Here is a 15,700-nt window from a genome sequence, read left to right on the forward strand (position 1 = left end):
GAGCGCCCCGGCCGGTCGGGTGCGGCGATGCCGCGTGGTCTCAGACCAGTATGACTACTGGATCGAGTCGACGACGGCGAGGATCTCGTCGCGCAGCTCGTCCGAGATGGGCGCGTTGCCAGCGTTCTCCTGGCCGGCGGTCTGGCCCTCCTCCGACGCGACGTACGCGAGGTAGGCCTTGACGAGCTCGCCCGCCTCTGCGTCCTGGTACTCGGTGCACGCGATGGCGTACGAGATGAGGACGAGCGGGTAGACGCCGGCCTCGGTCGTCGTGCGGTCGAGGTCGACGGCGATGTCGCCGTCGTGGCGGCCCTCGACGCGCGGCGACGCGTCGACCGCGGCGGCGGCGGCGTCGGCCGTGAACGGCACGTACTCCTCGCCGACCTTGAGCGCGACCGTGCCGAGGTCACCGGCGCGCGAGGCGTCGGCGTAGCCGATCGTGCCCGTGCCGTTCGCGACGGCGTCGACGACGCCCGAGGTGCCCTGCGCGCCCTCGCCCCCGTAGGCGGCAGGCCACGTCTCGAACACGCCCTCGGTCCAGTCGGACTCTGCAGTCGCCGCGAGGTACTCGGTGAAGTTCTCGGTCGTGCCGGAGTCGTCGGAGCGGTGGACGGCCGTGATCGGCGCGTCGGGCAGCTCGACGCCCTCGTTCTGCGAGGCGATCGCCTCGTCGTTCCAGTTCGTGATCTGGCCCGAGAAGATCTTCGCGATCGTCGAGGCGTCGAGGTTGAGCGAGTCGACGCCCTCGACATTGAAGATGATCGCGATGGGCGAGATGTAGACGGGCAGGTCGACCGGGAGCGTGTCGGGCACGCACGCGGCGAACTCGCCCTCGAGCTCCTCATCCTTCAGGTAGGCGTCGGAGCCGGCGAACGAGACGCCGCCCGCGATGAACTGCTCGCGGCCCGCGCCGGAGCCGGCCGGGTCGTACGTGACGTTGACGTCGGGGTTCGCGGACTGGAAGCCGGCGATCCAGGCTTCCTGCGCCGCGCCCATCGACGAAGCGCCGGCGCCCGCGAGATCGCCCGAGAGGCTCGAGGCGGCGGACTGCGAGCCCTCGGGGGCATCGTCGGCGGCGGGCTCGTTGGCGGCGCAGGAGCTGAGCAGGAGCGCGCCTGCTGCGGCGACGACCGCAGCGCGGCCGAGCTTCGTGAACTTCACGGTGTTCCCTTCGGAAGGTCGGTGCAGGGCTGGGGACCCTGGGTCGGCACGCATCCGCGCGCCTCGATCACGGTAGGAAGGCCGAGTGGCGGGGAGCCGCCCGCGAGGTGAACAGCGGGTGAACTCGACCGGGGCGCGCATCGGCGCCCGCGAACGATGAAGCCGGGCCGCGAACGCCTCTCGGCGGAAGGCCGCTCGCAGCGGCGAATATTGGAGCCCGGGGTTACGCGGCCCGGCTGTTCCAGGGTAGCGAGCGCCGACTCGACACGCCTGGGCGTGCGCTCAGCGCGAACGCAAGGGTGGGATGCGTCAGCGCACGTCGACGACGACGTCCTCGACCTGCGGGTGGCCGTACGCCGAGCGCGCGACCACGAGCTCGGGGTCGACCCCTTCGGGCAGCTGGATCAGGGCGCGAGCGCCCGCGAAGGAGTCGCCGACGAAGTAGACGTCCTCCTCGGCGGTCGCCTCGACCGTGTCGGCCCAGTAGTACTCCCCGCCGTCGCTGCCGACGACCCAGATGTCGAACAGCTGGATGAAGCCGACGCCGCCCTCGACGCGCTCGCCGTCGAGCAGCACCGCGACGAACCGCGTGCCCGGCGCGCTGTCGCCGCTCTCGAGCGGCGGGTTCTCCTCGATGCCGGTGACCGCGAACGACCACGAGTCGCCCGCCTCGTCGTCGACCGTCACCATCTCACCGAGCCCGACGTTCGCCTCGCCCGAGGGCGCACCGCTGTCGGGTGCGTCCGCCGACTCGCTCGGCTGCGCGGGGTCAGCGGGCTGCGGGTCGGCCGGCTGCACCGGTGACTGCGGGATGGCGGGTGGCTCGGGAATGCACCCGGTGAGCACGAGTGCACCGGCGGCCATGACGAGTGCGGCTGCGAGCGGGCGGCGTGCCATGGCGACCTCCGATTCTGACCGCGACCCGTGCGCGGACCGCTTCAGCCTACGGCGTCGATCGGATGCGTCGGGCGAGCCGGGCGAGTCAGGCGAGCGATTCGTCGCGCCACAGGCGCGCGCACACGCGCAGGTCGTCGGCGACGTCGGTGAGCGCGGCGGCGAGCCGGGTGCGCTCGCGCGCGCGCTCGGGGTTCGTCGGCTCGTCGATGTGGGCCGACTCAACCGCTCCCGCGGCCGTCACGACGGCGAAGGCCGCCGCGCGGTCGAGGGCGAGCGCGAAGTCGCCAGTGAAGACGCCGCGGAGGATCGTCTCGGAGAGCGAGCGCAGCTCGTCGGGGCTCGCCGGCGCAGGCACGCCCGCGACGACGGGCGCGGCCGTCTGCAGCGCATCCGCGCCCTGCTGGTAGAGCACGGCCGCCTCGGCGGCGCGCTGCGTCACGAGCACATGCAGCAGGTTGACGCGCCAGAGCGCGCCGGGCAGCGAGTGCGGCCGGGCGTGCGACCAGAGCTCCGCGACCGTGTCGATGCCGTCCTCGCGCGCGAGCGTCAGGATGCGCTCGACGACCTCGGGGTCGGCCCCGGCGCGCACGCGCGAGAGCAGCGCCTGCGCCGTGTCGGCCGCGAGTTGCAGCCGCAGCACCGGATCGACGTCGCCCTCGACCCGCTCGAACCAGTCGTTCGAGAAGCGGGTCGGGCGGTGGAAGTCGTCGGCCATCGCCCACCATCATCGCGGATGCAGGCTGGGCGCGGGAGGTGCGCCTAGGTCGTGCGCACGATCGCGGGCGGCAGCTTCGGCGCGAGCCGGTGCCACACCTCGATGAGCGCGCTCGCCGCGAGGCCGATCGCGATCGACCACGCGATGATCGGCGTCGGCGGCAGCTGGAACTCGAAGAAGTCGCGCACGATCGGCACCGTCACCGCGGCGACGAGGCCGGCGATCATGACGCCCACGATGAGCGCCCGCACCGCCGTGAACGGCCGGCAGGCGATGCCGAGCACCCACAGCCCGCCGACGGTGAGCGTGAAGACCGCGGCGGTCTGCACCTGCCGCTCGTCGAGCCCGGCCTCGCGCCCGAGCACGGTCGTGGCGACGACCGAGAGCGCGATCGTGATGCCGGAGGGGATCGTGAAGCGGAGGCTGCGGAAGAGGAAGCCGGGCACGTAGCGGGTCGCGGCGGGCATGAGCGCGAGGAAGAAGGCGGGGATGCCGATCGTGAGGCCGTCCGTGGCCGAGAGCTGCCGCGGCAGGAACGGGTACTGCATGAGCAGCGCCCCGAACACGAGCGCCATCGTGAAGGCGTAGGTCGTCTTCGTGAGGAAGATGCGCGAGACGCGCTCGATGTTCGCGATCACCTGCCGGCCCTCGTCGACGACGCGCGGCAGGTGCGAGAAGCGGCCGTCGAGCAGCACGAGCCGGGCGACGGCCTTCGTCGCCGCAGCGCCCTCCCCCATCGCGATGCCGAGGTCGGCGGTCTTGAGCGCGAGCGCGTCGTTCACGCCGTCGCCCGTCATCGCGACCGTGCGGCCCTGCGCCTGCAGCGCCTCGACGATGCCGCGCTTCTGCCCGGGCGTCACGCGGCCGAGCACGTGGTGCTCGGCGAGCACGGCCGCGAGCGCGTCCCGGTCGGCGGGCAGCTGTCGCGCGTCGAACGCGTCGCCCTCGAGCGGCATGCCGACCTGCCGCGCGACGGCGCCGACGGTGCGCGGGTGGTCGCCCGAGAGGATGCGCACCTCGACCCCCTGCTCGCGGAAGTAGTCGAGCGTCGCGGGCGCGTCGTCGCGCACGTGCTCGCCGAACGCGAGCACCGCGACGGGTGCGAGCGGCGGCAGGTCGAGGCGCTCGGCTTCGTCGGTGGAGATGGGATGCGCCGCGCTGCCGAGCACGAGGGCTCGGCGGCCGAGCGCGGCGATCTCGAGCGCGCGACGGGCGGCCGGGCTCTCGCCGTCGTCGCCGAGCACCGACTCCGGGGCGCCGAGCACCCACGTGCCGCGCACGGGCCCCTCGTCGAACGCGACGGCGCTCATGCGGCGCGCGGAGGAGAAGCCGATCACGGCGCTCGGCCGCAGCGCCGGGTCGGGCAGCAGCGGGCGGATCGCGGCAGCGGTCGCGTTCGCGTTCTCGTCGTGGCCGAACCAGGCGAGCGCGAGCGGCCACGCGCCCGAGGCGCGCTCGAGCGCGGTCGCCGGGACCGCATCCGCCACCGACCCGCCCTCGTCGATCGGCGCCGCCTCGAGCAGCTCGATGTCGCTCTCGGTGAGCGTGCCGGTCTTGTCGAGGCAGATGACGTCGACGCGCGCGAGGCCCTCGACGGCCGCGAGCTCCTGCACGAGCACCTGGCTGCGGGCGAGCTTGACGGCCGCGACCGCGAACGCGATCGACGTCATGAGGATGAGTCCCTGCGGCACCGAGGCGGAGATCGCGGCGATCGCGAGGACGACGGCGTCCTCCCACTCGCCGCTCGCGATCGCCGCCTCCCAGCCGCCGCGCGCCTGCATCTGTCCGTTGAGGACGATCGCGATGAGCGGCACGAGCGCGATCGAGATCCACTTGACGACCCGGTTGAGGGCGCTGCGCAGCTCGGAGTGCACGAGCGAGAAGCGACGCGCCTCGGCGGTGAGCTTCGCGGCGAACGAGTCGCCGCCGACGCTCGTGAGCTGCACCGCTGCCGAGCCGGAGGAGACCGCGGAGCCCGAGAGCACGCCGTCGCCCGTGTGCTTGAGCTGCGGCTCCGACTCACCGGTCAGGAGCGACTCGTCGAGGTCGAGCCCCAAGGTCTCGACGATCACGCCGTCGGCGGGCACCTGGTCGCCGCGGCGCAGCAGCAGGATGTCGTCCTGCACGAGCTCCTCCATCGCGACGTCGTGCTCCTCGCCGTCGCGCAGCACCGTGCTGCGGGCCACGTGGAGCAGCGCGAGGTCGTCCAGTTTTCGCTTGGCGCTGTACTCCTGCACGACGCCGATGAGCACGTTCGAGATCGCGGCGAACGAGAAGAGCGCGTCCTGCCAGCGGCCGAGCACGAGCAGCACCGCGGTGCAGACGGCGATGACGAGGTTGAAGAGCGTGAAGAGGTTGGCCTGCAGGATCGAGACGAGCGAGCGGCTCGAGGCGTTCGCGAGCCGGTTGACGCGGCCGTCGGCGACGCGCTCGGCGACCTCGGCCGCCGTGAGCCCACACGCGGCGTCGGTGGTCGAGAGCAGCCGCTGGCGATCGGGCTCGCCGACGAGGGTGCGAGGACCCTCGTCGGGCTCAACGGCGGTGCGGGTCGCGGTGCGCGCGGGCGTGTTCACAGGCTGCGGCTTCCATCGGGAGCGGGGACGCGACAAGCCTGGCGGATGGTCGGCCCGCACGACAGGGTGCAGGCCCGAAGATCCGCCTAGCGGTTGACCCTGCCCTCGCGGACCACCGGGTTTCTCTACATGCGGCTGAAGACTTGGGAAGAAGAATCGTGTCGTTTCCGGCCCGCCCTGTCGGTTCTCGTGCGTAGGATCCTCAACATGACTGAGGAAAGCGCAACGAAGCGCCGCACATACCCGTTGAGTGAGGTCTTCAACGAGGCGGGCTTGCCCGACGTGACGTACGTGCCGCCAGCAGAGGCGAAGCAGTTGAAGGGATCGCTCGCCACGACGGGGAAACACGTAACGCTGGTGGGACCTTCCGGGTCGGGCAAGTCAACCGTGGCAAACCGCGCATTAACTGAGCTCAAGCTCTCTGCGTCGGACGTCCACTCGTTGAGTGGACGGAGCTATACCGGCGCCTCGACAATTCTGGAAGTCCTCGGCAAGGAGTTCTCGGTCGCCCCAACGCTCGACGACGTCACAGAATGGTTAAAGCTTTATCGCCTTGTGATGATCGACGATGTGCATCACCTGTCAGTGGGAGCGCGAGCAGAACTCGCGCGCTATCTGAAGCTATGGCACGAGCAAGGCATCCGCTTCTTCATGATCGGAATCGCAAAGACCGCAGAGGCGATCCTCGGCGCGGACCCAGAGCTTGCGATTCGGAACGACACTTGGCACATCTCAGCACAGTCCCCCGCGTTCCTAGGGGAACTAATGGACAAGGGCGAGGCTGCGCTCAATATTCGCTTTACAAAAGGCGGTCGGGAGGTCGCGCTTCGTGCTGCTCAAGGTTCGCCTTCCATCTTCCAGGCGATCTGCAGGATTGCGGCCGTCGAGGCTGAGGTGCTCGAATCACAGGAAGAACTCCGCGAGGTGGACGTGGAACTCCCACTCATCCGAGACGCCGTGGTGCGTCAGTACGATGGCCGCTACCTGGCGAAGATTGTGAGCCTTGCCCGCGGCAGGCGTCAAGCGCGCTCCGTGCATGACACCTATTATTCGATTGTGGACTACGTCGCGCGCAGCGGAAAGACGCAGATCTCGCAAGACGAGATGTACCACAAAGTCGTAGGAAGCGATGCGGCGAGAACTAAGTCTCGGCTGCGCAATAGCTTCTATCGTGCCATGAAGAACCTGCCGACGGTCATCGAGGAGAACCAGCTATCGGAGATTCTGATCTTTGAAAACGGCACGTTGACGATCGACGACCCAGTTTTCCGGTTCTACCTCGATCACCTCGACTTTTCGCGCGTGCGCTCGCAAGTCAATATTCGACGTATCGGTTACGAGTACGACGTCGCCGTTTCGTTCGCGGGTCCGGATCGCGTCACGGTCGAGAGCCTCGTACGAGCGCTCGAAAAGAGCGGGCTTGAAGTCTTTTATGACTTTGACGAGCAGGCGATGCTATGGGGCAAGGACCTCCGAAAAGAACTTGGACGCGTTTACAGCGAGGACGCACAGTTCATGATCGTTTGCCTGTCGGACGAGTACCCGGAACGGGACTGGACAACGTTCGAGCTCGAGGTCGGGAAAGAAGCGGCGGGCAAGCGCACGGAGGACTATCTGCTGCCGCTGATCGTCGGCGACCATCAGCCGGCGATTGTTGGTCTGCCCCAGACAGTCGGCCATCTCTCACTGAAGAATCGGTCTGCTGAAGACGTCGCGTCGCTGATCCAAGAAAAGATCGCTGCGCTGCCGGCGTCACGTCCGAACGACGAGGGCGAGGACGCTTCGGGCGCATCCTCGGAAGAGTCCGAGGTGTGATCATCGGTGGTCACTACGACGCCGCGCGCGCGGCATCGTGGCGGTTCGCGCGCACCTATCCTGGAGGCTCGGGCCTGTAGCTCAGTCGGTAGAGCATCGGACTTTTAATCCGCTGGTCGTGGGTTCGAGCCCCACCGGGCCCACTGCCGTCGTCGAGGAGGATGACCGCGAAGATCGACCTCAAGCGGGAGCTCGACTCCTACCGCGCGAAGCCGGGCGAGGTGCGCTTCGTCGACGTGCCGCCGCTGTCGTACCTCGCGATCGACGGGCACGGCGACCCGAACGGCCCCGCCTTCGCCGAGGCGCTCTACCCGCTCGCGTACGCGCTGAAGATGGCGAGCAAGCGCGAGCTCGGCCGCGACTTCACCGTCATGCCGCTCGAGGGGCTCTGGTCGGCCGACGACTGGTCGTCGTTCACGGATGCGCGCGACAAGACACGGTGGGACTGGACGCTGCTCATCCTGCAGCCCGATTGGATCGATGAGGCGATGCTCGAGGCGGCGCGCGAACGGGTCGCCGCGAAGGGCGCGCCGGAGGGTTCCTCCGCGGCCCGGCTCGCCGACGGCCGCCTCGAGCGGCTCGAGGAGGGCCGCTGCGTGCAGACGCTCCACGTCGGCGCGTTCGACGACGAGGGTCCGGTGCTCGCACGCATCCACGACGAGGTCCTGCCCGCCCACGGCCTCCGCCCCCGCGGGCGCCACCACGAGATTTACCTCAGCGACGCCCGCAGGGTCGAGCCGGCGAGGCGGCGGACGATCCTCCGCCAGCCCGTCGAGCCCGCGTGAGGGCTAGAAGGCGACCTCGATCGTCTCGTTCGACTCGATCACCTCGCGCACCGCGTCGCTCGTGAACGCCTCGATGAGCGCGGCGGTCGCCGCCGAGTCGGCGTCCTCCTCGCGCACGACGACGTGCAGCGCGAAGGTGTCGTCGAGCTCGGTGATGAGGCCGTCATCCTCGGGGTTGAGCCCGAGCGCCGAGATGTGCGAGGGCCACTGGAAGACGAGGTCGGCCTCCTCGTAGGCCGTGTTGAGCGAGCTGATCGGGATCTGCAGGAACTCGAGCTCCTTGGGGTTGCCGGCGATGTCGTCGACCGTCGCCTCGTAGGGGTCGACCGCCGGGTCGAGCTCGATGACGCCCTCGCTCGCGAGCAGCTTGAGCGCCCGGCCGGTGTTCGACGCGTCGTCGGGGATGGCGACGGTCGCCCCGGTGGGGAGGTCGGCGATGTCGTCGAGGGTCTTCGAGTAGAACGCGATGACGAAGTTGTAGACCGGCTGCACACCGGTGAGCGTGCCGTCGTTGGCGGCGTTGAAGCCCTCCATGTACGGCACGTGCTGCGAGAAGTTCGCGTCGATCTCGCCGTCGTTGAGCAGCGTGTTGGCGGTGACGTAGTCGGAGACCTCGACGAGCTCGATCTCGAAGCCGTCCGCGATCGCCTCGCCTGCGGCCTCGACCACATCCGTCATGGGCGACGTGACCGCTGCCACCTGGATGGTCGTCGGCTCGGCGCCGCTCTCGGCGCCTGCGTCGGTGCTGCCGGACTGCTGCGCGCCGCAGCCGGTGAGGAGGAGCGCGGCGGCCGTCGCGGTGGCGAGGAAGGGGGTGGAGCGCATGGGAGCATCCTGCTTTCTTCAGTGGTTCGAGGTCGGGGCGGCTCAGCGGTGGTCGAGCCGCACGGAGATGCGGTGGCCGATGCCCTGCAGTGCGAGCACGCAGACGACGATGACAGCGATGGTGATGTACATGAGCGCGTCGTTGTACTCCTGGTACCCGTAGCGCATCGCGAAGTCGCCGATGCCGCCGCCGCCGACGACGCCGAGCACCGTCGAGTAGGACAGCAGGCTGATCGCGGCGGAGGTCAGTGCGTAGACGAGCCCGGAGCGCGCCTCGGGCAGCAGCACCCGGAGCACGGCCTGCGGCACGGTCGCGCCCATCGTGCGCGCGACGAGCGAGATGCCCGGCGGGATCTCCCGCAGGATCTGCTCGACGAGCCGCGCGTAGATCGCGACCGCGACGAAGCACAGCGGCAGGGTCGCGGCCTGCGTGCCGAAGCTCGTGCCCATCACGGCCCGCGTGAAGGGGATGAGGAAGACGACGAGCAGCAGGAACGGGAAGGAGCGGACGATGTTGATGTACATGTTCGCGACCGACCACACGGGCCGGTGCTCGGCGAGGCCGCCGCGATCGGTGAGGAACACGGTCATGCCGAGCGGCAGCCCGACGAGCACCGCGGCGATGAGCGAGACGACGAGCATGTAGCCGGTCTCGGCGAGCGCCTCCCCCATCGCGTCGCCGTGCTGCGCGAGCAGCTCCGTGATCCACTCCACCTACATCAGCTCCCGGCGCACCTGCTCGCGGTAGCTCGGCAGCGACCGGTAGTCGCTGCGGGCCACTGCGAAGAGCTCGCGCACCGCGCCGCGCTCGAGGAGCGCCGCGCGGTCGCAGAGCGCCTTGACGACGTCGAGGTCGTGGGTGATGACGATCACGGTCGAGCCGAGCTCCTCGCGCGCCCGCTCGAGGACGCGCAGCACGTCGGCGGTCGTGGTCGTGTCGAGCGACGAGGTCGGCTCGTCGCACAGCAGCAGGGCCGGCTTCGCGACGAGCGCGCGCGCGAGCCCGACGCGCTGCCGCTCGCCGCCGCTGAGCTGCGCCGGGTAGTGGTCGGCGCGGTGGCCGAGGCCGACGAAGTCGAGCATCTCGTCGACCGCCGTCGCTTGCGCCGCGCGCGACGGCCGGGCGCTGCGGGGGACGAGCTGCAGCGCGAGCGCCACGTTGGCGCGCACGGTGCGGCTGCTGAGCAGGTGGATGCCCTGGAAGACGACGCCGAGCTCGCGCCGGAGCTCGCGGAGCCCGCGCCTGTCGAGGGCACCGACGTCGCGGCCGGCGACGGTGACGCGCCCCTCGTCGGGCGCGACGAGTCCGCTCAGCACCTGCAGCAGCGTCGACTTCCCCGCGCCGCTCTCGCCGATGACGCCGAAGATCTCGCCGCGGTGGATCGTGAGGTCGACGTCGTCGAGCGCTGGGCGCGGGTCGTCGGCGCCCCGGTAGCGCTTCGAGACGGCGGCGAGCTCGACGATCGGCGCGCCGCTCGCTTGCATGGTCCGTCCGCTTCCCGTCATCGGCGGCGCCCGCCGATCGCTATTTCTGTACCGGGATCAACTATAGCGTCGCGAGCGTACGGCTTGCGCCCCGGGCCTGCCGGGGCGCCGATGCGCGAGCGTCAGACGCCGTCGACGCGGAGGATCGAGCCGTCGGTGATCGAGACGAAGACCTCGCCGCCGTCCTCGAACGAGACCTGCCACGCCTGCGCGTCGCCGTCGTCTTCGAGCGAGGCGTCGTCGAGCGCGCTGCCCTCGCCGATCTCGTCGGCCGCCGCCTCGAGCGCCTCGACGAGCGTGATGCCCGCCGCATCGAGCGCGGCGCGGTCGTCGGCGTCGACCTCCTCGGCGTCGTCGGAGGTCGAGACGATCGACGAGCCGTCGCCGCTCACGATGACCGTGATCTGGCGGGTGCCGTCGGCGATGTCGATCTCCCAGGCGCGATCCTGGTCCTCGTCGTCGATCTCGTAGGCGACGCCGCCGGTCTCCCGCTCGGCGAGCTCGATCGCGGCGATGGCCGACTCGAGGCCCTCGATGCCGTGGCCGGACTCGCTCGGCTCGGCGCTCGAGCCGCTGCCGCTCTCGCTCGCGTCCGGTGCCGCCGAAGTCGCGACCGGCTCGGCCGAGCGCTGGGGCTGCTGGTTGCCGCCCCCGCCGCTGCACGACGCGAGTGCGAGGGCGCCCGTCGCGGCGACGGCGATGAGGAGGGGTGCACGGAGCTTCGAGTCGATGGCCATGCGCACGACGGTAGCCACGGCGGGTGGGAGCCGCGTGGGAGCGGACTGGGAGGTCAGATGCCGCCCCTCAGATGCCGACCGGCGCGATGCCCCAGCGGCCTCGCCACGACTCGCCCGGCTCGAGCCAGACGAGCCCGTGACCGGAGTTGAGCGCGTTCGCCGGCGCGCTCATCGGCTCGACCGCGACCGCGTGCCGCGCGCCGTCCGGCGCGGGGAACTCGCGCGGCGTGAAGACGACCGTGTAGGGATAGGCGTCGTCCTGCCACAGCTCGACGCCGCGCCCGTGCTCGTCGAGCAGCGACGAGGTCGCGACCCCGTCGACGAAGTCGAGCCCGCCGTAGTTGTGGTCGATGTCGAGCTCCGACAGCCGTCGACCTGCCCGCAGGTCGGGCGCCGACGCATCCATCGCATCGACGAGGGTCTCCTCGGTCGGGATGAGGTCGACCGCGTTGAAGACGCGCTCGGCGGGCACGGTGAGGGTCAGCTCGTCGGCCGGCGTGCCGCCGACGGCGAGGAACGGATGCGCGCCGCACGCCCACGGGGCGCGCTCGGTGCCGCCGTTGATCGCCTCGTGCGTGACGACGAGCCCGTCGTCGGTGAGCTCGTACGCGACGAACGTGTCGATCAGGAACGGGAAGCCGGCCTGCGGGTAGATCGTGGCCTGCAGCAGCACCCGTGAGGCGGACTGCTCGAGCAGCCGGTAGGGCGCGAAGCGCAGCAGGCCGTGACTCGCGTTGCCCTTCTCCCGCTCGGTGATCGGCAGCCGCTGGACCTCGCCGCGCAGCCGCCAGTCGCCGCCCGCGACGCGCCCGCCCCACGGGGCGAGCACGATGCCCTGCGCCTTCGCCGGCCGGGCGTCCTCCGGGAAGGGCTCGATGAGGTCGAGCCCCTCGATCGTGAGCTCTCGCAAGCCCGCGGCGACCTCGGTGACCGTGGCGCGCATCCGCTTGCCCTCGACGTCGTGGGCGATCGTGAACTGCTGTCCCGTGGGTGGCCGCATGCCGCGAGCATAGGAGATGCCCGAGCGCCGCTTCTCGGGTGTCCCCCACTTCTCCCGGCGAGCCGGTGTATCTTCCGACCAACGAGCGGCCCGGCAAGGGTGCCGGACCGCCCCCTTCGCGGGGTTCGGTCGAAAGGCATGAGATGACGAGCAGAAGGTTGGGTGCGGGTGCTGCGGCGCTCGCGGCGACGCTGGCCCTGACGGCGTGCGGCGGTGGCGGCGGAGGCTCCGCCGATGCCGCGGAGTTCTCCACCGAGTTCTCGGGAACCGTGAGCGCGTGGGGCTTCGAGAACGCCGACGACGTCGGCCAGTCGCGGCTGGATCACGCCGAGGCGGTGCTGGGCGAGTCCGACACGACGATCGAGATCGACGCGACGGCGTTCGACGCGCAGAAGTTCACGACCCTCGCGGCGTCGGGCTCCGTGCCCGACGTCGTGCAGATGGACCGCAACTTCGTCGCGACCTACGCGGCGCAAGGGCTCATCACGCCGCTCGACGCGTGCTTCGAGGCCCACGGCATCGACCCGGACGACCGCTGGTACGAGCAGGTCGTCGATGACGTCGAGTGGAACGACCAGGTCTGGGGCGTGCCGCAGTTCTACCAGCCGCCTGCCGTGCTGCTGAACATGCGCGTCCTGAACGACGCGGGCGTGACCGAGGAGGAGATCGACCCGTCGAACCCCGACGCGTTCATCGCGGCCGCGGAGCGGATGACGACGCTCGAGGGCTCGACGCCCACGCGCATCGGCTTCGACCCCCAGGGCGTCTCGAAGGCCGCGCTGTGGATGATGAGCTTCGGCGGCGGCATCATCGACGACGACGGGATGCCGACGCTCAACCGCGCCGAGAACATCGAGGCGGTCGAGTTCCTGCAGGAGCTCTACGACGCGCAGGGCGGATACGCGAACGTCAAGAGCTTCGTCGACTCCTTCGACGTCTTCGGCGACGGGAACTCCTACGTGAACGACACCGTCGGCGCCGCGATCTGGGACCAGTGGTACCCGAACGTGCTGACCGCCTACGCGGGTGAGATCGAGATCGCCGCCGTGCCGATGATGGCGCAGGACGGCGAGCCCATCACGGCCGCGTCGGGCCAGGCGTTCGTCATCCCGACGAACGCGCAGAACCCGTCGGCCGGCTGCGCGTGGGCGCTCGAGCTCACCTCCCCCGAGGCATGGCAGGCCGCGGGCGAGGCGCGGGCCGAGACGACCGCGTCGAACCCCGACCGCCAGGGCATCAACACGGGCCTCTTCACGGGCTCGCCCGACGTCGACCAGGACCTGCGCGAGCAGTTCGCCGACGCGGCGGGCTTCGAGGGCTTCGACGACGTCATCTCGACGTACTACGAGGTCGCCGCGGAGGGTGAGTCGTTCGGGGCTTCGCCCGCCGGTCAGCAGATCCAGTCGGAGCTGCAGAACGCCGTGACGTCGGCGCTGCTGGGCGAGTCGAGTGCCGAGGAGGCGCTCTCGCAGGCTCAGGACGCGGCGATGCGCGCCCACGAGCAGGTGGCCGGCGGACAGTAGCCGCACGCACCGAGACAGGGGCGCTCGACCTGCGGGTCGGGCGCCCCTCTCGCGTCTCGGTCCGGCGGCGCAGCTGCGCGGACCGACGGAGCGTCAGCCCTTCCGGCCCGTCGTCGCGATGCCGGTGATGAACGAGCGCTGCCCGAACGCGAACAGGATGAGCATCGGGATCGTGACGATCACCGCGGCCACCATCACGTACTGGTAGTCGCCCTGCCCGCCCGCGGTCGGGCTGTACTTCGTCATCGCGCTCGCGATGCCGAGCGGCACGGTGTAGCCCTCTTGCGTACCCGTGTTGAGGTAGATGAGCGCCGCCTGCAGGTTGTTCCAGCTCGCCTGGAACTCGAACAGCAGGATGATCACGAACGACGGCACCGACAGCGGCATCGCGATCCGCCAGAACTGACCCCACGCGCTCAGCCCGTCGAGCTTCGCCGCCTCGAACAGCTCCCGCGGCAGGCCCAGGAAGAACTGCCGCTGCAGGAAGATGTAGAACGCCGAGCCGAAGAGGTTGGCGCCCCACAGCGGCACGTGCGTGCCGACGAAGCCGAGCTGGTTCCAGATGAGGTACTGCGGCACGAGCGTGACCGCGCCCGGCAGCATCATCGTCGCGAGCACGACCCCGAAGAGGATGCCGCGTCCCGGGAAGCGGTAGTAGGCGAAGCCGAATGCGACGAGCGAGCTCGACACCGCGACGAGCACCGCGGCGAGCACGGCGATGAAGATGCTGTTGCCGATCCAGTTCGCGAGCGGCATCTCCTCGAACGCGACGAGGTAGTTCTCGGGCACGACGGTGTTGGGGATGAGCCGGTTGTCGAAGACCTCGCCGCGCGGCTTGAGGCTCGCCGCGACGAGCCACGCGAGCGGGTACATGAACAGCGCCGCGAACAACAGCAGCAGCACCCAGCGCACGACCTGGCCCACCCAGCCCATGGGCGTGAGCGACTGACCGCGCGCATCCCCGAACCACTTCTTGCGGCGGCGCACCTGCACGTCCTCGGGCTGCACCTCGGCGATCGCCCCGGCGGCCTGGACGGTCTTGATCGGCGTCTGCGAAGCCATCTCAGCGCTCGCTCTCGTAGTAGACGAACCGGTTCCCGACCCGCACCTGGATGAGCGAGATCGAGACGATGATGACGAACAGCAGCCACGCCATCGCCGAGGCGAAGCCGAAGTCGAACTGCCGGAACGCCTGCTGAAACAGGTAGATCGCGTAGAACAGCGACGCATCCGACGCCCCTTGCACCTGATCTCGATGGAAGAGCAGGAACGCCTGGTCGAAGACCTGGAACGCAGCGATCGTGAGCACGAGCACGTTGAAGAACACCGCGCCCGAGATCATCGGCAGCGTGATGTTCCAGAAGCGCCGGAGCGGTCCCGCGCCGTCGACCTCGGCGACCTCGTAGAGCTCGGTCGGCACGTTCTGCAGCGCGGCGAGGAAGATGACCATCGTGCCCGCGACGCCCCACAGCGTCATGAGCACGATCGACGGCTTGACCCAATCGGGGTCGAGCAGCCACTGCGGCCCCTGGATGCCGATCGCCGCGAGGCCGCGGTTGATCGCGCCCTGGTTGCCGTTGAGGAGCAGCAGGAACATGGATGCGGTGGCGACCGTCGGCGTCATCTTCGGCAGGTAGAAGACGGTGCGGAAGAAGCCCGCGCCGCGCCGCACGCTGTTGAGCAGCATCGCGAGGCCGAGCGCGAGCACGATCTCGAACGGCACCGCGAGCACGGCGTAGAACAGCGTGTTGCTGAGCGAGCCGATGACCTTCGGATCCTCGAACAGCCGCTCGTAGTTCGCGAAGCCGGCCGGCCGCGCGGTGTTCGTCGCGAGCTGGTAGTAGCTGAACGAGATGACGAGGCTGTAGACCATCGCGCCGAGCGTGAAGATGAGGAAGCCGATGATCCAGGGCGAGATGAAGAGGTAGCCGGCGATCGCCTCCTTGCGGCGGAGCTTGCCCAGCTTCTGCTTCGGGGCCTTGGGTGCGCGCGCTCGGCGCTTGCCGGGCCCGGCATCGGCGGTGGTCGTCATCGATCCCCTCCCATCGGGGGTCGATCTCAGGACTGGGACTGTCCCCCTGAGAAGCGGTTCTACTTCACTTCTCTGGGAGGAGCAACGATTCCGCCGCTTCCCGTTCGCGAGCTCGGAGCACTTCTCCAGGGAAGACGACCGAGGATGCTCCT

Annotated in this window: 14 protein-coding genes and 1 tRNA gene; 4 read left to right on the top strand and 11 right to left on the bottom strand. The window is 69.9% G+C overall.

Translation table 11 applies throughout. The features are described from left to right. Nucleotides 1-54: 54 nt before the first annotated feature. From pstS to JSQ78_RS06385, 4 genes are all read right to left on the bottom strand, one after another. Nucleotides 55-1,161 carry a phosphate ABC transporter substrate-binding protein PstS gene (pstS, locus tag JSQ78_RS06370; protein ID WP_211450315.1) on the bottom strand — a complete coding sequence of 369 codons (1,107 nt, stop codon included), beginning with the start codon at nt 1,159-1,161 and terminating at the stop codon, nt 55-57. 309 nt (nt 1,162-1,470) lie between these two features. Continuing rightward, the gene (locus tag JSQ78_RS06375; protein ID WP_211450317.1) at nt 1,471-2,058 is read right to left on the bottom strand and encodes a hypothetical protein; all 588 of its coding nucleotides are present in this window, start codon (nt 2,056-2,058) and stop codon (nt 1,471-1,473) included. 85 nt (nt 2,059-2,143) lie between these two features. Continuing rightward, complete coding sequence (locus tag JSQ78_RS06380; protein WP_211450319.1) at nt 2,144-2,773, bottom strand: DNA-directed RNA polymerase subunit beta; 630 nt, start codon at nt 2,771-2,773, stop codon at nt 2,144-2,146. 44 nt (nt 2,774-2,817) lie between these two features. Next, entirely contained in the window at nt 2,818-5,346 is a 2,529-nt protein-coding gene (locus tag JSQ78_RS06385) for an HAD-IC family P-type ATPase (RefSeq protein ID WP_211450320.1), read from the bottom strand. Between the two features lie 207 nt (nt 5,347-5,553). On the opposite strand from JSQ78_RS06385, the gene JSQ78_RS06390 reads away from it, so the two are divergent. From JSQ78_RS06390 to JSQ78_RS06400, 3 genes are all read left to right on the top strand, one after another. Next, nucleotides 5,554-7,161 carry a TIR domain-containing protein gene (locus JSQ78_RS06390; protein WP_211450322.1) on the top strand — a complete coding sequence of 536 codons (1,608 nt, stop codon included), beginning with the start codon at nt 5,554-5,556 and terminating at the stop codon, nt 7,159-7,161. A 70-nt stretch (nt 7,162-7,231) separates the two neighbouring features. Further along, nucleotides 7,232-7,304 (top strand) — tRNA-Lys (locus tag JSQ78_RS06395). Between the two features lie 18 nt (nt 7,305-7,322). Beyond that, nucleotides 7,323-7,946 (top strand): GyrI-like domain-containing protein, encoded by a 624-nt coding sequence (locus JSQ78_RS06400; RefSeq protein WP_211450324.1) that lies wholly within the window; start codon nt 7,323-7,325, stop codon nt 7,944-7,946. Nucleotides 7,947-7,949: 3 nt separating this feature from the next. Here the strand turns inward: JSQ78_RS06400 and JSQ78_RS06405 are convergent, their stop codons facing one another. The 5 genes from JSQ78_RS06405 to JSQ78_RS06425 all read right to left on the bottom strand — a co-directional run bounded on the left by JSQ78_RS06405 (nt 7,950) and on the right by JSQ78_RS06425 (nt 11,993). Next, entirely contained in the window at nt 7,950-8,771 is an 822-nt protein-coding gene (locus JSQ78_RS06405; protein ID WP_211450326.1) for a MetQ/NlpA family ABC transporter substrate-binding protein, read from the bottom strand. Nucleotides 8,772-8,813: 42 nt separating this feature from the next. Next, nucleotides 8,814-9,485 (bottom strand): methionine ABC transporter permease, encoded by a 672-nt coding sequence (locus tag JSQ78_RS06410; protein WP_249295950.1) that lies wholly within the window; start codon nt 9,483-9,485, stop codon nt 8,814-8,816. Beyond that, nucleotides 9,486-10,256, bottom strand: a complete 771-nt coding sequence (locus JSQ78_RS06415; protein ID WP_211450328.1) for a methionine ABC transporter ATP-binding protein — start codon at nt 10,254-10,256, stop codon at nt 9,486-9,488. 122 nt (nt 10,257-10,378) lie between these two features. After that, nucleotides 10,379-10,993, bottom strand: coding sequence for a PepSY domain-containing protein (locus JSQ78_RS06420; RefSeq protein ID WP_211450330.1), 615 nt, complete (start codon nt 10,991-10,993; stop codon nt 10,379-10,381). A 67-nt stretch (nt 10,994-11,060) separates the two neighbouring features. Next, nucleotides 11,061-11,993 (bottom strand): aldose 1-epimerase family protein, encoded by a 933-nt coding sequence (locus tag JSQ78_RS06425; protein WP_211450332.1) that lies wholly within the window; start codon nt 11,991-11,993, stop codon nt 11,061-11,063. A 143-nt stretch (nt 11,994-12,136) separates the two neighbouring features. On the opposite strand from JSQ78_RS06425, the gene JSQ78_RS06430 reads away from it, so the two are divergent. Beyond that, on the top strand, nt 12,137-13,516 hold the full coding sequence (locus JSQ78_RS06430) for an ABC transporter substrate-binding protein (protein ID WP_211450333.1): 1,380 nt from the start codon (nt 12,137-12,139) through the stop codon (nt 13,514-13,516). A 93-nt stretch (nt 13,517-13,609) separates the two neighbouring features. Here JSQ78_RS06430 and JSQ78_RS06435 read toward each other — a convergent pair whose 3' ends face one another. Beyond that, nucleotides 13,610-14,578, bottom strand: a complete 969-nt coding sequence (locus JSQ78_RS06435; protein ID WP_211450335.1) for a carbohydrate ABC transporter permease — start codon at nt 14,576-14,578, stop codon at nt 13,610-13,612. Between the two features lies 1 nt (nt 14,579). Beyond that, nucleotides 14,580-15,548: a carbohydrate ABC transporter permease gene (locus JSQ78_RS06440; RefSeq protein WP_211450337.1), complete on the bottom strand. Its 969-nt coding sequence runs from the start codon at nt 15,546-15,548 to the stop codon at nt 14,580-14,582. Between the last annotated feature and the right edge of the window lie 152 nt (nt 15,549-15,700).

The organism is Agrococcus sp. Marseille-Q4369, assembly GCF_018308945.1.
Lineage (GTDB): Bacteria > Actinomycetota > Actinomycetes > Actinomycetales > Microbacteriaceae > Agrococcus.